Source organism: Agromyces hippuratus (assembly GCF_013410355.1).
Classification (GTDB): Bacteria; Actinomycetota; Actinomycetes; order Actinomycetales; family Microbacteriaceae; genus Agromyces; species Agromyces hippuratus.
Map to the genome: position 1 here is coordinate 897,925 of NZ_JACCFI010000001.1, position 18,921 is coordinate 916,845.

Annotated in this window: 12 protein-coding genes, 2 tRNA genes and 1 pseudogene; 3 read left to right on the forward strand and 12 right to left on the reverse strand. The window is 68.8% G+C overall.

All coding sequences use genetic code 11. The features are described 5' to 3' along the window. Positions 1-7: 7 nt before the first annotated feature. From rpsA to BJY17_RS04380, 7 genes are all read right to left on the reverse strand, one after another. On the reverse strand, positions 8-1,459 hold the full coding sequence (rpsA, locus tag BJY17_RS04350) for a 30S ribosomal protein S1 (RefSeq protein WP_074258955.1): 1,452 nt from the start codon (positions 1,457-1,459) through the stop codon (positions 8-10). 165 nt (positions 1,460-1,624) lie between these two features. Then, positions 1,625-1,765, reverse strand: coding sequence for a hypothetical protein (locus tag BJY17_RS19055; protein WP_218889848.1), 141 nt, complete (start codon positions 1,763-1,765; stop codon positions 1,625-1,627). A gap of 16 nt (positions 1,766-1,781) precedes the next feature. Further along, entirely contained in the window at positions 1,782-3,689 is a 1,908-nt protein-coding gene (locus BJY17_RS18885) for a hypothetical protein (RefSeq protein ID WP_179550287.1), read from the reverse strand. A 98-nt stretch (positions 3,690-3,787) separates the two neighbouring features. Beyond that, positions 3,788-4,786 carry an epimerase gene (locus tag BJY17_RS04365; protein ID WP_179550288.1) on the reverse strand — a complete coding sequence of 333 codons (999 nt, stop codon included), beginning with the start codon at positions 4,784-4,786 and terminating at the stop codon, positions 3,788-3,790. Continuing rightward, the gene (locus BJY17_RS04370) at positions 4,783-5,454 is read right to left on the reverse strand and encodes a DUF4166 domain-containing protein (RefSeq protein ID WP_179550289.1); all 672 of its coding nucleotides are present in this window, start codon (positions 5,452-5,454) and stop codon (positions 4,783-4,785) included. Before BJY17_RS04370 ends, BJY17_RS04365 begins: the two co-directional genes overlap by 4 nt. A gap of 8 nt (positions 5,455-5,462) precedes the next feature. Continuing rightward, on the reverse strand, positions 5,463-7,136 hold the full coding sequence (locus BJY17_RS04375) for a DUF885 domain-containing protein (RefSeq protein WP_179550290.1): 1,674 nt from the start codon (positions 7,134-7,136) through the stop codon (positions 5,463-5,465). Between the two features lie 85 nt (positions 7,137-7,221). After that, positions 7,222-8,010: a DNA polymerase gene (locus tag BJY17_RS04380; protein ID WP_179550291.1), complete on the reverse strand. Its 789-nt coding sequence runs from the start codon at positions 8,008-8,010 to the stop codon at positions 7,222-7,224. An 80-nt stretch (positions 8,011-8,090) separates the two neighbouring features. Here BJY17_RS04380 and BJY17_RS04385 point away from each other — a divergent pair. Next, a tRNA-OTHER gene (locus tag BJY17_RS04385) sits at positions 8,091-8,174 on the forward strand. A 451-nt stretch (positions 8,175-8,625) separates the two neighbouring features. Here the strand turns inward: BJY17_RS04385 and BJY17_RS19015 are convergent. Beyond that, a pseudogene (locus BJY17_RS19015) lies at positions 8,626-9,918 on the reverse strand (5'-3' exonuclease H3TH domain-containing protein); the annotation flags it as partial. A gap of 57 nt (positions 9,919-9,975) precedes the next feature. Here BJY17_RS19015 and BJY17_RS04395 point away from each other — a divergent pair. Next, the gene (locus BJY17_RS04395; protein ID WP_179552709.1) at positions 9,976-10,395 is read left to right on the forward strand and encodes a hotdog fold thioesterase; all 420 of its coding nucleotides are present in this window, start codon (positions 9,976-9,978) and stop codon (positions 10,393-10,395) included. Positions 10,396-10,467: 72 nt separating this feature from the next. Here the strand turns inward: BJY17_RS04395 and BJY17_RS04400 are convergent, their stop codons facing one another. After that, positions 10,468-11,073: an ANTAR domain-containing response regulator gene (locus tag BJY17_RS04400; RefSeq protein WP_056009246.1), complete on the reverse strand. Its 606-nt coding sequence runs from the start codon at positions 11,071-11,073 to the stop codon at positions 10,468-10,470. Between the two features lie 36 nt (positions 11,074-11,109). Here BJY17_RS04400 and BJY17_RS04405 point away from each other — a divergent pair. Then, positions 11,110-11,195 (forward strand) — tRNA-Leu (locus BJY17_RS04405). A gap of 183 nt (positions 11,196-11,378) precedes the next feature. Here BJY17_RS04405 and pyk read toward each other — a convergent pair. From pyk to gltB, 3 genes are all read right to left on the reverse strand, one after another. After that, positions 11,379-12,794: a pyruvate kinase gene (gene pyk, locus BJY17_RS04410; RefSeq protein WP_179550292.1), complete on the reverse strand. Its 1,416-nt coding sequence runs from the start codon at positions 12,792-12,794 to the stop codon at positions 11,379-11,381. 71 nt (positions 12,795-12,865) lie between these two features. Further along, positions 12,866-14,323 carry a glutamate synthase subunit beta gene (locus tag BJY17_RS04415; RefSeq protein WP_179550293.1) on the reverse strand — a complete coding sequence of 486 codons (1,458 nt, stop codon included), beginning with the start codon at positions 14,321-14,323 and terminating at the stop codon, positions 12,866-12,868. A 53-nt stretch (positions 14,324-14,376) separates the two neighbouring features. Further along, positions 14,377-18,900 carry a glutamate synthase large subunit gene (gene gltB, locus BJY17_RS04420; protein WP_246303864.1) on the reverse strand — a complete coding sequence of 1,508 codons (4,524 nt, stop codon included), beginning with the start codon at positions 18,898-18,900 and terminating at the stop codon, positions 14,377-14,379. Positions 18,901-18,921 lie beyond the last annotated feature (21 nt).

An 18,921-nucleotide genomic window follows, 5' to 3' on the forward strand; every position in this document is an offset into this window, starting at 1 on the left:
TTCGTGACTAGTTGTTGCTCGAGAGCTTCTCGCGCAGCGCCGCGAGCGACGCGTCGTCGGCGAGGGTGCCCGCGCCGGCCGAGTCGCTCGAGTACGAAGCACCAGCCGAAGCGAACGAGTCGTCGGCCACAGCAGCAGCGTTCGCCGCGGCGACCTGCTTCTTGTGAGCCTCCCAGCGAGCCTGGGCTGCAGCGTAGTCCTGCTCCCACTTCTCGCGCTGGGCCTCGAAGCCCTCGCGCCACTCGTTGGTCTCGGGGTCGAAGCCCTCGGGGTACTTGTAGTTGCCCTGCTCGTCGTACTCGGTGAGCATGCCGTAGAGCGCCGGGTCGAACTCGGTGCCCTCGGGGTCGACGCCCTCGTTCGCCTGCTTCAGCGAGAGCGAGATGCGGCGACGCTCGAGGTCGATGTCGATGACCTTGACGAAGACCTCTTCGCCGACCGACACGACCTGCTCTGCGAGCTCGACGTGCTTGCCCGACAGCTCGGAGATGTGGACGAGGCCCTCGATGCCGTCTGCGACGCGAACGAACGCGCCGAACGGAACGAGCTTCGTGACCTTACCCGGAGCGACCTGACCGATCGCGTGGGTACGGGCGAAGACCTGCCACGGGTCCTCCTGCGTCGCCTTGAGCGACAGCGAGACGCGCTCGCGGTCGAGCTCGACGGAGAGCACCTCGACGGTGACTTCCTGACCGACCTCGACGACCTCGCTGGCGTGCTCGATGTGCTTCCACGAGAGCTCGGAGACGTGGACGAGACCGTCGACGCCGCCCAGGTCGACGAACGCACCGAAGTTGACGATCGACGAGATGACACCCTTGCGGATCTGTCCCGGGTGGAGGTTCGCGAGGAACGTCGAGCGCGACTCGGACTGCGTCTGCTCGAGGAGCGCGCGGCGCGAGAGCACGACGTTGTTGCGGTTCTTGTCGAGCTCGAGGATCTTCGCCTCGATCTCCTGGCCGAGGTACGGCGTGAGGTCGCGCACGCGGCGGAGCTCGATGAGCGACGCCGGGAGGAAGCCACGGAGGCCGATGTCGACGATCAGGCCGCCCTTGACGACCTCGATGACCGAACCGGTCACGACGCCATCGGCTTCCTTGATCTTCTCCACGTCGCCCCATGCACGCTCGTACTGAGCGCGCTTCTTCGACAGGATGAGTCGGCCTTCTTTGTCTTCCTTCTGGAGGACGAGGGCCTCGACGGTGTCGCCGACGCCGACGACCTCGCTGGGGTCGACATCGTGCTTGATCGAAAGCTCACGCGAGGGGATGACACCCTCGGTCTTGTAACCGACGTCGAGGAGAACCTCGTCGCGGTCGATCTTCACGACGGTACCCTCGATGAGGTCGCCGTCGTTGAAGAACTTCAAAGTCTTCTCGACCGCGGCGAGGAAATCGTCAGCAGATCCGATGTCGTTGATCGCGACCTGCTTGGGCGCCTTGGTCGTTGCGGTTGTCATGTAGTGAATGCTCCGTAAAGGACAAAATCGAGCCCATCGCGTGGGAGAGCGATATGTTGGTTCCGCGATGGGCATGCGGACAGGGATGTCACACGAGTGACGCTCAATCCTAACGGAACCGCTCCCCCATTGGCAAACGAGTGCTCACCACGCCCGGCGCGTCCGTCACCCTGCGGTCGGGACTCGGAAGACCTCGCCCTCGTAGTCCCAGATGGGACTCGGCCACAACCGCAGCACGGTGTCGCGCTCGACCGGGTCGGCCGTGTAGAAGTGATGCCGCTTCTTCGGGCTCCAGAACCGGGTCACCGCCACCGTCGACGGCTCAATCGTGTCTTCCGGATACACGTAGTACGCGACACCCTCGAATGACCACGTGTTCGGCCACGTCGCGATCACCCGATCGCGCTCCGCCACATCCACCGTGTAGAAGTGCCCGCGATAGCGGTCGCTCCAGAACCGTGCCCGGCTGCTGCGTCGTGTACGCGGAGTACCGCGAACCCTCGTACGTCCAGGTCCCGGGCCACAGCTTCTTGACCCGATCCCGCTCCGCCGCATCGATCGTGTAGAAGTGCGCCTGGAACCGATCACTCCAGAACCGATACACCGGCGTCGCAGGCGCCGTCGCCGACGACCGCGACAACGTGACGTCGATCGTGGCGACGCCACCGCTGTCGCCACCGGTGACCTTCACCACCACGCTGCGAGGTGGATTCGCGATCGACTCGTCCTGCTCCGGATCGCCGTACCAGGCACTCGACTGGTTGTACGCCCCCTTCGACGAGCTCACCGTGAAGGCGGAGCTCCCGCCACCCACGGTCTGTCGAAGCAGGCGAACACCGTTGTCGTAGTACACGACGTCATCGGCTGCCTCATCCCATGAAGCCCAGAACCCGCTGTCGTAGTACGCGAGATCGCCGTATGCGTGACGGTGCTCGACCGTGTAGGTCTCGCCGGTGATGGGATCGGCGATCTCGATGATTCGAGGGGCACTCGGCGAGCCCTGCCCTCCGAGGTTCGTCAGGTCGATCGACCAGGTCTTCGTGGATTCGCCCTCGGCCAACGCGAGCTGCATCGTGGTCGCCGGGTCGTTCCAACCGAGCGCGAGCGCCGTCGACGAATTCAGCGACGTCAACGCACCCGGCACGGTCGCACCCATGATGTCGTACAGGTCGCCGTACTCGTACTCCGTGCAACCGAGCGCGACCGCGTCCGAGGTGCAGAAGTCCATGTTCGCGTGGTCGAGACCGAAGTTGTGGCCGAGCTCGTGCGCGGTGAAGGCCGTGTCGTACTCCGTGCCGAGGGTGATCATGGTCAGGCCGCCGTCGTCGACGGACATGCCCACGGTGCCGACGGCGATCGGCTCGACGTTGAGGCACCCCGGCGGCAGGTAGGTGACGAGGTGGCGGACCGGACCCGTGGTGGTGTTCGCGTCGAGATAGGCGTTGGCGTGGACGAAGCCGAGCTGCTGCGCCGCCGTGTCCCAGATTTCGACGAGGTCCTGCTCGCACCCCTTCGCCGACGTGGTGCGGACGATCGTGGACGAGACGGTGAACGAACCGATGTCGCCGTCGCCAGCGGCGCGTGCCGCTTCGTCGAACCAGAAGCGTGCGGCAGTGGCCGAGATCTCGTTCAGCGCTCCGTTCGAATAGGCGCCGCCCAACGCTGGCACACCGGTCGGGTTGAGTACGACGATGTCGATCACATGGTCGCGAGCAGCCTCGGTCGCCGACGATTCGGCCACGGGCGTGATCTCGGCCTCGAGCACGGTGAGCGGTTCGTCCGATCCGTCGACGACTTCGAGCAGTGCCGCACCCTCCGCTGTGTCGAGCTCGACCGCAGAATCCGCGGCCCGTTCGCGCACACGCGACTCGGTACGACCGCCGATCTCGTCGACGATCTCGTCAGCGACCTCGACCACGCCGTCGAACGCGTCTCCGGTGCGCGCGAGGTCGAGCTCGGGACCGTCGACGGAGACGGTAGCCCCGGTGCGGGTGCGCACCGAATAGCTCCGCTTGGAGGGCTCGACGGTGTCGCCGTCGTCGACGGCGGGCGAGGCCTCGATCACGCTGACGATGAGCGTGCCCGACACCTCGAGCCCGACTCCGTTCGACGCGGATGACTCCGCGGAACTCCCCGCTGCGGGAGCGGAGAAGGCGGCACTCGACGGTGCGAGCACGAGGGCTGCGACGAGGGTCGCGGCGGGCAGGGTGAGGGCGGTGATTCGGGTCACAGATTTGAACGTAGTGGTCGCCGCGTCACCCGTTGGTCACGACTCCATCACGAAAACCGAGCGACGATCGCGATCGTCGGATCACCTGAACGGCGGCGTCACTTCCTCGCAGCCGGCGCCCCGATGGCCTCGGCACGCACGGATCCGGGCTTCAGGATGCTGCGAAGCGCCGGCTCGAGGTCGGGGTACGCGAACTCGTACCCCGCGTCGAGGAGGCGCTCGGGCACGACCCAGCGGCTCTTCAGCACCAGCTCGGTCTCGGTACGGATCACCGCCGATGCGGGCTCGAGCATCCACCGCCAGGCCGGTACGCCGAACGGAACGCCGAGCAGTCGGCGGATCGTTCGCATCAGCGTGCGGTTGTCGGTGGGGTTCGGGGCGCTGACGTTCACGACGCCGTCGAGATCGGGCCGCTCCGCGAGGAAGCCGATGATGCCGGCGACATCGTCGATGTGCACCCAACTGAAGCGCTGGCTGCCGCTTCGCGCCGTGAACTCGTGGTGTGTGCCCGCGGCCCGACGGGCGCGCGTCGCCGGCCACCGTCCGTCGAGCTGCGGCCCGCCGAGTCCGAATCGCGCGAGCCGCGCGAGCGGCCGCATCACACTGCCGTCGCCGAGCACGATCGCGATGCGGAGGGCGATCCGCCGCGTCGCCGGCAGCGCGCCGGCGAAGAACTCCCGCTCCCAGGCCTTCGCGACCTCGACCGAGAACCCGCTCCCGAGCTCACCGTCGCGCTCGGTCATCGGGCGGTCGTCGGCATGTCGGTAGATCGTGGCCGTCGAGGAGTTGAACCAGACCCGCGGCGGCACGGCGGCCGACTCGACGGCCGAACGCAGCGCTGCGGTCGTCTCCACCCGCGAACGCACGATCTCGGCGCGATTGCGCGGGGTGTACCGGCAGTTGACGCTCTTGCCTGCGAGGTTCACGAGCACGTCGCACCCGTCGACGAGGCTGGCGATCGCTGCCGGATCGCCCCACGCGGCATCCGCCGACGCACCGCGACCGATCGTGCGCACCTCGATGCCGGCCGCGCGATACCTCGCGACGAGATGCCCGCCGATGAAGCCGGATGCGCCGGCGATGACCACCCGCGTCATGCCGGCGTCTCCTGTTCGATCTCGTAGACGAAGGAACCCGCGTACTCATAGATCCGCCCGAGCAGCGGCGCATCGAGCGTGAACCGCACGCTCTGCCGGCCGATCACCCCGTCGAACCGCTCCACCACCCGCGCTCGCGGCGCCACGGCGGTCGGGATCCGCAGCCGCACCCGGCCGGCTCGAAGCCCGACCGACGTCGAGCTGAGCACGAGCGCCCCCTCTCGCACGGTCGCATCGAATGCCACGCGCAACCGCCCACCGACGCCGAGCACATCGATCACGCGACCGTTCCGGAAGTGCACCGCGTCGGTCATCTCGCGCGAACCGGAACGGAACTCGAACCGGCGCACGGCATGGAGGACGCCCGTCGACGACCGCCGGTTCTCCACCGCGAACGGCACCTCGACCTCGTGCACGGGGAACAGGACGCCCCACCGGCCCAGCACCGAGAGCAGCGGCCAGAGCCATCGGCGCGGGGTGCCGACGACCTCGAACGTGCCGCGTCCACGCCCGACCGCGCCGTCGGGCACCTCCGAGAAGTAGCACTGCAACCCCGGATGGAGCTCGGAGACGGCCCCGCCGAGCGCCTGCGCGTACGGCGAGAGCGGCGGCGCGGCATCCGTCGACGGTGCTGACCCTGCGCCCTGCTGCGGCTGCTGCGTCGACACCGGCGCGATCAGCCGAGCAGCGCGGAACGCAGGGTGTCGAGCCCGACACCGCCGAGTGCGAGCGCATCGCGGTGGAACTCGCGGATGTCGAACGACGCGCCTTCGCGGCGGGCGACCTCGTCGCGCAGCTGCTCCCAGATGCGCTGGCCGACCTTGTACGACGGCGCCTGGCCAGGCCAGCCGAGGTAGCGGTTGACCTCGAACCGCACGAAGCCCTCGTTCATGTTGACGTTCTGACCGAGGAACTCGAAGGCGTAGTCGCCGGTCCAGGCGCCCTGCCCGTCGGGCCGCTGCTTGCCGAGGTGCACGCCGATGTCGAGCACGACGCGGGCGGCGCGCATGCGCTGGCCGTCGAGCATGCCGAGCCGGTCGGCCGGGTCGTCGAGGTAGCCGAGGCTCTGCATGAGCCGCTCGGCGTAGAGCGCCCAGCCCTCGGCGTGCCCGGAGGTGCCGGCGAGCTGGCGCCGCCACGTGTTCAGCTGACCGCGGTTCACGACGGCCTGCCCGATCTGCAGGTGGTGACCGGGAACGCCCTCGTGGTACACGGTGGTGAGCTCGCGCCAGGTGTCGAACTCGGTGACGCCCTCGGGCACCGACCACCACATGCGGCCGGGGCGCGAGAAATCGTCGCTCGGTCCGGTGTAGTAGATGCCGCCCTCTTGCGTCGGCGCGATCATGCATTCGAGCGTGCGGATCTCAGCGGGGATGTCGAACTGCGTGCCGGCGAGTTCGGCCACGGCACGGTCGCTCGTCTCCTGCATCCAACGCTGCAGTGCCTCGGTGCCGTGGAGCTTCCGCGACGGATCGCCGTCGAGGAAGGCGATCGCCTCGTGAACGGATGCCCCGGGCAGGATCTCGCTCGCGATCGACTCCTGCTCGGCGACCATGCGGGCGAGCTCCTCGATGCCCCACTCGTAGGTCTCGTCGAGGTCGATCACCGCGCCGAGGAAGTGACGCGACTGCAGGGCGTAGATCTCGCGCCCGACGCCGTCGTGCTCGCCCGCCACCGGGTGCAGCTCCGTCTCGAGGAACTCGGCGAGGCGGCCGTACGAAGCGGCGGCAGCCTCGGCACCGGTACCGAGGTGACTCGTGATCGAGACGGGGAGATCGGTGCCACCGGCCTTCGCCGAACCGGCGAACGTTCCGAAGAATCCGTCGGGCTTCGCGATGCGTCGTGCCTGCGCCGCGACCTCGCGCACCTGGCGAGCCGCAGGCACGGTGCCTCGGGCGATGCCCTCGCGCAGCGTCTCGATGTAGCCGTCGATCGCGCCCGGGACCGCCTCCAGACGGGTCGCGATGCGCTCCCACTCGTCAGGGGCGTCGGTCGGCATGAGGTCGAAGACCTCGCGGATGTCTTGGGCGGGGCTCGCGATGACGTTGAGGTCGCGCAGGTGGAGTCCGGCGTCATGGCGCTCGAGCTCGAGCTCGAGCTCGCTGCCGAGGTCGGCCACGGTGATGCGATCGACGTCGTCGACCGGAGTCGCGGCACGGAGCGCGGCGAGTGCCTCGCGCGTGGCTGCGATCGAGCGCTCGTGACCCTCGGGAGAGTAGTCGGCGAGCTGCTCGTCGAACGTCGTGCGGCCGATGTAGGTGCCGACTCCGGGGTTCAATTCGACGAGTGTGTCGACCCACCCCTCTGCGATGCGGTCGACGTCGGTCGGGGTGCGCTCACTCGAAGTCATGCACCCGAGCCTATGACGGACCGCACCCACTCGGGGCGCGCAGCTGCTCCCTGTGGATGGATGCCTCGCCGGCGCGGCGCACCGATCAGTGCGCCGCGTCCTCCCAGTTCGCCCCGCGACCGATCTGCACGTCGAGCGGTACGAGCAGTTCAGCGGCGTTCGCCATGCGGTCGCGCACGAGCGTCTCGAGCGTCTCGGACTCCCCCGCTGCGACCTCGAAGATGAGCTCGTCGTGCACGGTGAGCAGCATGCGGCTCGCCATGCCCTGTGCCGCGAGGTCGTTCTCGACGCGGGCCATCGCGATCTTGATGATGTCGGCGGCCGAGCCCTGGATCGGCGAGTTCAGCGCGGCGCGCTCGGCGTTCTCGCGAAGCACCCGGTTCGGGCTGTTGAGGTCGGGGAAGGGGCGGCGACGACCGAAGATCGTCTCGGTGTAGCCGTCGATCTTCGCCTGCTCGACGACCATGCGCAGGTAGTCGCGCACCGCACCGAAGCGTTCGAAGTACTCCTTCATGAGCTGCGTCGCCTCGGCGCGATCTATGCGGAGCTGCTTCGAGAGGCCGAAGGCGCTGAGGCCGTAGGCGAGGCCGTACGACATGGCCTTCACCTTCGTGCGCATCACCGGGGTCACGTCGGCGGGGTCGACCCCGAACACGCGTGCACCGACGAAGCGGTGCAGGTCTTCGCCGGCGTTGAACGCCTCGATGAGCCCGGGGTCGCCCGAGAGGTGCGCCATGATGCGCATCTCGATCTGCGAGTAGTCGGCCGTGAGCAGCTCGGTGTACTCGGTGCCGTGCCGGAACGCCTTGCGGATGCGCCGGCCGTCTTCGGTGCGGATCGGGATGTTCTGCAGGTTCGGGTCGTTCGACGACATGCGGCCCGTGGCCGCGCCGATCTGGCCGTAGCTCGTGTGGATGCGCCCGTCGGCGGCGATCGACTTGTCGAGGGACTCGACGATCTGGCGGAGCTTGGTGGCGTCGCGGTGTTCGAGCAGGTAGCCGAGGAACGGGTGCGGGTTCGACTCCTGCAGGTCGGCCAGCGCGCTCGCATCGGTCGTGTAGCCGGTCTTCGTCGCCCGCGTCTTCGGCATGCCGAGCTGGTCGAAGAGCACCTCTTGCAGCTGCTTCGGCGAACCGAGGTTGACCTCCCGGCCGATCTCGGCGAAAGCCGACTCGGCCAGGCCCGCCGCACGTGCACCGAGTTCGGTGGAGAGCGCGGAGAGTTCGGCGTGATCGACGGTGACGCCGCGCACCTCCATCGCCGCGAGCACCGGCACGAGCGGCATCTCGACATCGGCGAGCAGCTGCCGCGAGCTCTCGGGCAGGGCCCGGAGCACGACGGGAGCGACCCGAAGCGAGTACCACGCGTACTCGGGGGCGCCCGCATCGGTGCCCTCTTCGGGCACGAGCTGGGCGGGGTCGGCCTGCGGCACGGTCTCGCCGAGGTAGCGCTCGACGAGGTCGGCGAGCGTCTTCTCTGCGAGGATCGGCCGCACGAGCCATCCGGCGACGAGGGTGTCGATGACGAGCCCGTCGAACGCGAGGCCCGAGCGCATGAGCGCCTTCAGCTGGGGCTTCGCATCGGTCATGATCTTCGGTGCATCGCTCGCCAGCCATGCCTCGAACGGTGCGTAGTCGGTGCGACCCTGCTGCCACGGGAGGTGCACGGACTCGGTCGCCGTCGCGATGCCGGCGCCGATCACGGTGCCGTCGAGCACCTCGATGCTGAGGCCGAGGCCCGCGGGCTCAGCGATGACGGCGCGCTCGATCCAGGCGGCGAGCTCCTCGTCGAGCAGTCGGCGGGGGCTCGGCGCTGCAGGCGCCGCAGGGGTGTCCGCTGCCGGGGTCGCGGGCGCAGCCGAAGCCGCTCCGTTGCCGTTGCCGTTGCCGTTGCCGGCCACGATCTTCTTCATGCGCTCGAACAGCGTGCGGAACTCGAGCCGTTCGAAGAGCGGCTGCACCGCCTCGATGTCGATCGGCTTGGCCTCGAGCTCGTCGATCGCGACGTCGAGCTCGACATCGGTCACGAGCCGGTTGAGGCGGCGGTTGCGGATGGCGTTCTCTTTCTCGTCGCGCAGGTTCTGCCCGACGACGCCCTTGATCTCCTCGGCGTGCTCGAGGATGCCGTCGAGAGAGCCGTAGAGGCCGAGCCACTTGACGGCGGTCTTCTCGCCGACCTTCGTGATGCCGATGAGGTTGTCGCTCGTCTCGCCCACGAGCGCGGCGACGTCGGGGTACTGCTCGGGCCGGATGCCGTAGCGCTCGACGACCGCGTCGGTGTCGTAGCGCTTCAGCTGCGAGACGCCCTGGGTGTTCGGGTAGAGCAGCGTGACGTCGTCGTTGACGAGCTGGATGGTGTCGCGGTCGCCCGAGACGAGGAGCACCCGGTAGCCCTCAGCACGCCCGCGAGCGGCGAGCGTCGCGAGGATGTCGTCGGCCTCGTAGTCCTCTTTCTCGAGGGTGCGCACGCCCATCGCCTTCAGCGCGTCCTGCAGCAGCGGCACCTGCCCCTTGAACTCGACCGGGGTCTCCCCCCGGGTGCCCTTGTACTCGGGGTACTCGCGCGTGCGGAACGATGCGCGCGAGATGTCGAAGGCGACGGCGATGTGCGTCGGCTTCTCGTTCTGCAGCAGCAGGAGCAGCATCGACAGGAAGCCGTGGATGGCGTTCGTGTGCTGACCGTCACGGGTGGTGAAGCTGTCGACTGGGAGGGCGTAGAAGGCCCGGAAGGCCAACGAATGGCCGTCGACGACGAGGAGGGTAGGCTTTTCTGCGTCCGACACCCCCCAAGACTACAAGCGGCCGACGACACTGCCCGACGGCCCATCTCGAAGGCGAGCATGACCCAGACGAGCGATCCCATCGACTACCTCCACACCCGCGGAACGGGTGCACTGGCCGAGAAGATGGGCATCGAGTTCGTCGAGTTCTCGGTCGATCGCTCCGTCGCGAGAATGCCGGTCGAGGGCAACACCCAGCCGGCGATGCTGCTGCACGGCGGCGCCTACGTGGTGCTCGGCGAATCGCTCGGCTCCATGGCCGCGAACCTCTGGGCGGGCGCCGGCAAGCTCGCGGTCGGCATCGAGATCAACGCCACGCACACGCGATCGGCGACGAGCGGATGGGTCACCGGCGTCTGCACGCCGATCCACCTCGGCCGCACCCTCACCACGCACGAGATCGCCGTCACCGACGATCAGGGCCGTCGGTGCTCCACGATCCGCATCACGAACCTCATCAAGGACCGCCCCGCGGCCTGAGGCGGAACGAGAACAGCGGATGCCGCGGCGACACGTGTCGCCGCGGCATCCGCTGTGTGGAAACCTGTGGTGCTACTTCTTGGCCGCGAGCTGCTCGATGATGGCCTGCGAGACGTCTTTCATCGTGAGGCGGCGGTCCATCGAGGCCTTCTGGATCCAACGGAACGCCTCGGGCTCCGAGAGTCCCATCTTCTCGTTGAGGAGGCCCTTGGCACGATCGACGAGCTTGCGGGTCTCGAAGCGCTCGACGAGGTCGCCGACCTCGGCCTCGAGCGCGATGATCTGCGCGTAGCGGGCCAGGGCGATCTCGATCGCCGGCAGGAGGTCGTTGGGCGTGAACGGCTTCACGACGTAGGCCAGGGCGCCGGCTTCGCTGGCGCGCTCCACGAGCTCCTTCTGGCTGAACGCCGTGAGGAGCACGACCGGGGCGATGTGGCCCTTCGAGAGCCGCTCCGCCGCGGAGATACCGTCGAGCTGGGGCATCTTGACGTCCATGATGACGAGGTCGGGCCGCAGCTCGGTGGCGAGCGCAACTGCCGTTTCGCCGTCACCGGCCTCGCCGACGACCTCGAAGCCGTTGTCGCGCAGGATCTCGACGATATCGAGGCGGATGAGCGACTCATCTTCCGCCACGACCACGCGGCGCGGTGCCGACTGAGTTGGTTCGGTGTCTGTCACGGAGGAAAGCCTACGGTATTCTGAGCGAGGCCTTTGGCCGGTGTGGCGGAATGGCAGACGCGGAGCACTCAAAATGCTTTGCCCGAAAGGGCGTGTGGGTTCGACCCCCACCACCGGCACCAACTCGACGAGAGGGTGCCGCTCACCGAGCGGATGCCGCGATGTGCGCGTTCCGCTGTTCGATGAGACGCCGCAGGCACGGGCCGAGTACGACGGCGCCAGGTCCGCCGAGGCATCCGCTGCTCGTCGCGGCGGGCACGCGAAAGGAGCCGGCCCTCGCGGACCGGCTCCTCTCGTGTTCGGCTCTAGAGCACCTCGCCGACGACGTGCACGCGCACGTCGTTCGTGGTGCCGGGGATTCCGGGAGGGGAACCCGAGATGATGACGACCTTCTCGCCGTTCACCGCCTTGCCGGTCTTCGCGAGCGCCTCGTCGACCTGGCCGACCATCTGGTCGGTGTGGGTCACGCGGGAGACGACGAACGCCTCGACGCCCCAGTTGAGGGCGAGGCGACGACGGATCGCGGGGTCGGGCGTGAACGCCAGGATGGGGATCTTCGACCGCAGTCGCGTCATGCGGCGCACGGTCTCGCCCGACTCGGTGAAGACGCAGAGGTACTTGGCCTCGACGAAGTCGGCGACCTCGACCGCGGCGGCGGTGATCGCACCCGACTGGGTGCGCGGCTTCGTGCCGAGCGGCAGGATGCGGTCGAGCCCGTGCTGCTCGGTGGACTCGACGATGCGCGCCATGGTCTGCACCGTGATGACGGGGTACTCCCCCACGCTCGTCTCGCCCGAGAGCATGACCGCGTCGGCGCCGTCGAGCACCGCGTTCGCGACGTCTGAGGTCTCAGCGCGCGTCGGCACGGGGCTGTGGATCATCGACTCGAGCATCTGCGTCGCCACGATGACGGGCTTCGCGAGACGACGCGCGATCTCGACCGCGCGCTTCTGCACGATCGGCACCGCCTCGAGCGGCAGCTCGACGCCGAGGTCGCCACGGGCGACCATGATGGCGTCGAACGCCTCGGTGATCTCCTCGAGCGCGTCGACGGCCTGCGGCTTCTCGATCTTCGCGACGACGGGCACGCGGCGACCCACCTCGTCCATGATCTCGTGCACGCGCGTGATGTCGGACGCGTTGCGCACGAAGGAGAGCGCGATGATGTCGGCGCCGAGCTCGAGGCCCCAGCGGAGGTCGGCCTCGTCCTTCTCGGAGAGTGCCGGCACGTTGACGGCGACACCGGGCAGGTTGATGCCCTTGTTGTTCGACACCGGGCCGGCGACGATGACGCGGGTCGTGACGACGACGCCGTCGGTCTCGATGACCTCGACGCGCACCTTGCCGTCGTCGATCAGCAGGAAGTCGCCGGGCTTCACGTCTTGGGGCAGGCCCTTGAACGTGGTGCCGACGAGCTCCTTCGTGCCCACGACGTCTTCGGTGGTGATCTTGAAGATGTCACCCTCGGCGAGCTCGTGCGGGCCGTCGGCGAACTTGCCGAGTCGGATCTTCGGCCCCTGCAGGTCGACCAGCACGGCGACCGCCTTGCCGCTGTCGTTCGCGGCCTTCCGCACGTTCTGGTAGACGCCTTCGTGCACGTCGTAGCTGCCGTGGCTGAGGTTCATCCGCGCGACGTCGACGCCCGCATCGATGATCGCCCGGATCTGCTCATAGCTCGATGTCGCCGGCCCGAGGGTGGCGACGATCTTCGCTCGTCTCATTTTCTTGTGCTCCCATGTTCCGCGCGTCAGCGCCGGGTGTTGGTCGAAGCGCGCCGTGCGGCGCGCGGTGGTCAGATGGAGAAGGCGTGCGCCGTCGAGGCGATCGGCGACGGCAGCAGGGTCTCGCCTTCAAGGTAGCGGTCGACGGCGGATGCCGCAGCACGACCTTCTGCGATCGCCCAGACGATGAGCGACTGACCGCGGCCGGCATCGCCGGCCACGAAGACGCCCGGCTGCGCGGTCGCATAGTCGGCTTCGCGGGCGAGGTTGCCGCGATCGGTGACGGACAGTGCCAACTGCTCGTCGAGCGCCGCAGTCTCGGGTCCGGTGAACCCGAGCGCGAGCAGCACGAGGTCGGCGGGGATCTCCCGCTCGGTGCCCGCCTTCGGCACGCGGCGTCCGTCGAGGTACTCGGTCTCCGCGACGCGGATGGCGCGCACCTCGCCGACCTCGTTCGCGAGGAACTCGACCGTGGAGGCGAGGAACTGGCGGTTGCCGCCCTCTTCGTGCGCGCTCTGCACCTCGAACAGGGTCGGGTGCATCGGCCACGGCTGGTGCTCGGGCCGGTTCGCGCCCGGCTCCTTGCCGATCGCGAGGTTCGTCACCGAGAGGGCGCCCTGGCGGTGCGCGGTGCCGATGCAGTCTGCACCGGTGTCACCGCCGCCGAGCACGACGACGTGCTTGCCCTCTGCAGTGATCTGGTCGACGACCTGGTCGCCGGCGAGGTGCCGGTTCGACTGCACGAGGTAGTCCATGGCGAAGTGCACGCCGGGCAGGTCGCGCCCGGGGATCGGCAGGTCCCGGGGCACGATCGCACCGGTGGCGACCACGACCGCGTCGTAGCGCTCGCGCAGCTGCGCCCAGGTGATGTCGACGCCGATGTTCACGCCGGCGCGGAACCGAGTGCCCTCGGCCGTCATCTGCGCGAGCCGCTGCTCGAGGTGCTTCTTCTCCATCTTGAAGTCGGGGATGCCGTAGCGGAGGAGGCCTCCGATCCGGTCGTCGCGCTCGAACACGGCGACGGTGTGACCGGCGCGCGTGAGCTGCTGGGCGGCGGCCAGGCCTGCCGGGCCCGAGCCGACGACCGCGACGGTCTTCCCCGTGAGGCGCCCCGGCGGCTGCGGCTGCACCCAGCCGTTGCCGAACGCCTGGTCGATGATCGAGACCTCGACCTGCTTGATGGTGACGGCCGGCTGGTTGATGCCGAGCACGCACGCCGACTCGCACGGCGCCGGGCAGAGCCGCCCCGTGAACTCGGGGAAGTTGTTCGTGGCGTGCAGGCGCTCGGCGGCCGCGCGCCCCTCACCGCGGTACATGAGGTCGTTCCACTCGGGGATCAGGTTGCCGAGCGGGCACCCCTGATGGCAGAACGGGATGCCGCAGTCCATGCAGCGCCCGGCCTGACGGCGGAGCTGCGCGGGGTCGCCCTGTTCGTAGACCTCTTTGAAGTCCATGATGCGCACCGGCACCGGCCGCCGCTTGGGCAGCTCGCGCTCGGTGACCTTCAGAAAGCCCTTGGGGTCAGCCATTGGTCACTTCCCACCTGTTCATGGGCGCAGCCGGGTCCATCGTCTGGATCTTCTCAGCCATTGGTCACTTCCAGGATTCGAGTCCAGACCACGTCGCCGTCGGGGTCGAGCCCCTCGTCGACCGCGCTCTGGCGGGTTCGGAGCACTGCTGCGTAGTCGCGCGGCAGCACCTTGGTGAAGCGGTCGAACGCGTCGTCGCCGGCGGCGAGGAGCGATGCGGCGACTGCGGAGTCGGTGTTCGCGACGTGCTGCTCCAGCAAGTCGCGGACGATCTCGCGATCGGCACTGCCGAGCGGGTGCAGCTCGAGCTCGCCGGTCGTCAGCGATTCGCGGTTCACGCGTTCCTCGCGGAGCCCGATCACGTAGGCGGTGCCGCCCGACATGCCCGCACCGAGGTTGCGACCGGTCTCGCCGAGGATGAGTGCGAGTCCGCCGGTCATGTACTCGAGCGCGTGGTCGCCCACGCCCTCGACGACCGCGGTGGCGCCGGAGTTGCGCACGAGGAAGCGTTCGCCGACGATGCCGCGGATGAACATGCTGCCCTGAGTCGCCCCGTAGCCGATGACGTTTCCGGCGATCACGTTCCGCTCGGCGACGAAGCCGCTGTCGCGCGACGGACGAACCACGATCTGCCCGCCCGAGAGTCCCTTGCCGACGTAGTCGTTCGAGTCGCCCTCGAGGCGGAGCGTGATGCCTGCCGGCAGGAACGCACCGAGGGACTGGCCCGCCGAACCGGTCAGCGTGATGTCGATCGAGCCGCTCGGCAGGCCGTGCTCGCCGCGCCGCACGGTCACCTCGTGGCCGAGCATGGTGCCGACGGCTCGCTCGGTGTTGCGGATCGGCAGGGCGATCTCGATGTTGCCGCCCTGTTCGAGCACGAGGCGGCTGCGCCGGATCAGCTCGTTGTCGAAGTGCTCGTCGAGCTCGTGGTCCTGACCGCGGATGTTGCGCCGCGCCTCGGACTCGGAGAAGTCGGGTCCCACGAGCATCGGGGTCAGGTCGAGGCCGGACGCCTTCCAGTGGTCGAGCGCGCGGTCGACGTCGAGCAGCTCGCGCCGGCCGACGATCTCGTCGATCGAGCGGTAGCCGAGCTCCGCGAGGTATTCCCGCACCTCCTGGGCGATGAACTCGAAGAAGTTGACGACGAACTCGGGCTTGCCCGTGAACCGCTTGCGGAGCTCGGGGTTCTGCGTCGCGACGCCCACCGGGCACGTGTCGAGGTGGCAGACCCGCATCATGACGCAGCCCTGCACGACGAGCGGCGCCGTGGCGAAGCCGAACTCCTCCGCACCGAGCAGCGCGCCGATCACGACGTCGCGACCGGTCTTCAGCTGTCCGTCGACCTGCACGACGACGCGGTCGCGCATGCCGTTCAGCATGAGCGTCTGCTGGGTCTCGGCCAACCCGAGCTCCCAGGGGGTGCCCGCGTGCTTCAGCGAGTTGAGCGGGCTCGCGCCGGTGCCGCCGTCATGACCCGAGACGAGGATGACGTCGGCGAGGGCCTTGGCCGTGCCTGCGGCGACCGCGCCGATGCCCGACTGGCTCACGAGCTTCACGTGCACGCGCGCCTTCGGGTTCGCGCGCTTCAGGTCGAAGATGAGCTGCTTGAGGTCTTCGATCGAGTAGATGTCGTGGTGCGGCGGCGGCGAGATGAGGCCGACGCCCGCGGTCGCGTGCCGCGTGCGCGCGACCCACGGGTACACCTTCGTCGGCGGCAGCTGGCCGCCCTCGCCGGGCTTGGCACCCTGGGCGAGCTTGATCTGGATGTCTTCGGCATGGGTCAGGTACATGCTCGTGACGCCGAAACGACCCGAGGCGACCTGCTTGATCGCGCTGCGGCGCTCGGGGTCGAGCAGACGGTCGAGGTCTTCGCCGCCCTCACCGGTGTTCGACTTCGCGCCGAGCCGGTTCATCGCGATCGCGAGCGACTCGTGCGCCTCCTTGGAGATCGAGCCGTAGCTCATCGCCCCCGTCGAGAAGCGCTTGACGATCGACTCGACGGACTCGACCTCGTCGATCGGCACCGCCGGCCGCGTGCCGGTGCGCAGGGCGAACATGCCGCGGAGCGTCATGAGGTCTTCGGCCTGCGAATCGACGAGCGAGGTGTACTCGCGGAACACGTCGTAGCGGCGGTTGCGCGTCGCGTGCTGCAGGCGGAAGACCGTCTCGGGGTTGAAGAGGTGAGGCGAGCCGTCGCGGCGCCACTGGTACTCGCCTCCCGTCGCCAGGCGCTCGTGCGCACGCACCGCGACATCCTGCGGGTACGCCTGCGTGTGCCGGTCGAGGTTCTCGGAGGCGATCGTGTCGATGCCGACGCCGCCGAGCTTCGAGGTCGTTCCGGTGAAGAACTCGTCGATGAAGCCCTGGTCGAGCCCGATCGCCTCGAAGGCCTGGGCCCCCGCGTACGACGAGATCGTGGAGATGCCCATCTTCGACATGATCTTGAGCACGCCCTTGCCGAGCGCCTTGATGACGTTGTGCACCGCATCTTCGGGCGTGACGCCGGTGATGACGCCCGAGCGCACGAGGTCTTCGCAGCTCTCCATGGCGAGGTAGGGGTTCACGGCGGATGCCCCGTAGCCGATGAGCAGCGCGACCTGGTGCACCTCGCGCACGTCGCCGGCCTCGACCACGAGCCCGACCTTCATGCGGTTCTCGGAGCGGATGAGGTGGTGGTGCACTGCGGAGAGCATGAGCAGCGACGGGATCGGCGCCAGGTCCTTGTTGGAGTCGCGGTCGCTCAGCACGATGAAGGCCGCGCCGTCGTCGATGGCCTGGTCGACCTCGCCGCAGATCGCGGTGAGGCGGTTGCGCAGCGCCTCGGGGCCCTCGTCGAAGCGGTAGAGGCCGCGGATGGTGACGGTCGTGCGTGCGCCCGGCGCCGGGTCGATGTGCACGATCTTCGCGAGTTCGTCGTTGTCGATCACCGGGAAGGTGAGTGCGACCTGTCGCGCGTGCTCGGGTCCGGCGTCGAGCAGGTTGCGCTCGGGGCCGAGCGACGTGCCGAGCGAGGTGACGACCGCTTCGCGGATCGAGTCGAGCGGCGGGTTCGTGACCTGCGCGAACTGCTGCGTGAAGTAGTCGAAGAGCAGCCGCGGGCGCTTCGACAGCACCGCGATCGGGGTGTCGGAGCCCATGGCGCCGAGGGGTTCCTGCCCGGTGCGCGCCATCGGCGCGAGCAGGATCCTCACCTCTTCCTCGGTGTAGCCGAAGGTGCGCTGGCGGCGGTTCACGGACGCCGGGGGGTGCACGATGTGCTCGCGCTCGGGCAGCTCGGCGAGCTGGATGCGCCCCTGCTCGAGCCAGTCGCCCCACGGCTCGGCTGCGGCGAGCTCCGCCTTGATCTCGTCGTCTTCGATGAGGCGCCCGGCCTCGGTGTCGACGAGGAACATGCGACCGGGCTGCAGGCGGCCCTTGCGTACGATGCGGCTCTGCTCGATGTCGAGCACGCCGATCTCGCTCGCGAGCACGACGAGCCCGTCGTCGGTGACGACGTAGCGGCCGGGGCGCAGGCCGTTGCGGTCGAGGGTCGCGCCGACCAGCGTGCCGTCGGTGAAGACGATCGCGGCCGGGCCGTCCCACGGCTCCATGAGCATCGAGTGGTACTCGTAGAACGCGCGGCGCTCTGGCGCGATCTCGGTCTGGTTCTCCCAGGCCTCCGGGACCATCATCATGACGGCATGCGGGAGGCTGCGGCCGGCGAGCGTCAGCAGTTCGACGACCTCGTCGAACGAGGCTGAGTCGCTGGCGCCGGGGGTGACGATCGGCCGGAGCGGCGCGAGGTCGCCGAGCACCTCGGACTCGAGCTGCGACTGGCGCGCCCGCATCCAGTTGCGGTTGCCCTGGATCGTGTTGATCTCGCCGTTGTGCGCGATCATGCGGAACGGCTGCGCGAGCGGCCACGACGGGAAGGTGTTGGTCGAGTACCGGGAGTGCACGAGGGCCAGCTTCGACGCGAACCGCTCGTCGGAGAGGTCGGGGTAGAAGGGCTCGAGCTGCAGCGTCGTGACCATGCCCTTGTAGACGATGGTGCGACTCGAGAGCGAGGCGAAGTAGAGCTCGAGCTCGCGCTCCGCGCGCTTGCGCAGCCGGAAGGTCAGCCGGTCGAGCTCGATGCCCGAGACGGTCGCGCCGGTCGAGGAGGTGGCGACCGCCTGCACGAAGAGCTGATGCACGACCGGCATCGCCGCCCGGGCGAGCGAGCCGAGTTCGTCGGGACGCACGGGCACTTCGCGCCATCCGATGACCGAGAGGCCTTCGGATGCCGCGAGCCCGACGAGTGCCTGCTTGACCCGACTGCGTGCGGTGGGGTCGACGGGGAGGAACGCGTTGCCGACCGCGTAGGCGCCGGCTGCGGGAAGCCCGAACGCGGCGACCGCGCGGAGGAACGCATCGGGCACCTGCGTGACGATGCCCGCGCCGTCGCCGGTGCCGGCGTCGGAGCCGACCGCGCCGCGGTGCTCGAGATTGCGCAGCGCATCGAGCGCCGCCGTGATGATGTCATGTCCGGCAGTGCCACGGAGCGTGGCGACCATCGCGAGGCCGCAGGCGTCTTTCTCGGCGGCAGGGTCGTACATGCCCTGGGCAGCCGGAACGGT

Excerpts from the sequence above, each read along its gene's own strand:
- rpsA (WP_074258955.1), bottom strand. The coding sequence starts at position 1,459 with ATGACAACCGCAACGACCAAGGCGCCCAAGCAGGTCGCGATCAACGAC.
- BJY17_RS04365 (WP_179550288.1), bottom strand. The coding sequence starts at position 4,786 with ATGACGCGGGTGGTCATCGCCGGCGCATCCGGCTTCATCGGCGGGCAT.
- BJY17_RS04375 (WP_179550290.1), bottom strand. The coding sequence starts at position 7,136 with ATGACTTCGAGTGAGCGCACCCCGACCGACGTCGACCGCATCGCAGAG.
- BJY17_RS04380 (WP_179550291.1), bottom strand. The coding sequence starts at position 8,010 with ATGTCGTCGAACGACCCGAACCTGCAGAACATCCCGATCCGCACCGAA.
- BJY17_RS04395 (WP_179552709.1), top strand. The coding sequence starts at position 9,976 with ATGACCCAGACGAGCGATCCCATCGACTACCTCCACACCCGCGGAACG.
- pyk (WP_179550292.1), bottom strand. The coding sequence starts at position 12,794 with ATGAGACGAGCGAAGATCGTCGCCACCCTCGGGCCGGCGACATCGAGC.
- BJY17_RS04415 (WP_179550293.1), bottom strand. The coding sequence starts at position 14,323 with ATGGCTGACCCCAAGGGCTTTCTGAAGGTCACCGAGCGCGAGCTGCCC.
- gltB (WP_246303864.1), bottom strand. The coding sequence starts at position 18,900 with ATGTACGACCCTGCCGCCGAGAAAGACGCCTGCGGCCTCGCGATGGTC.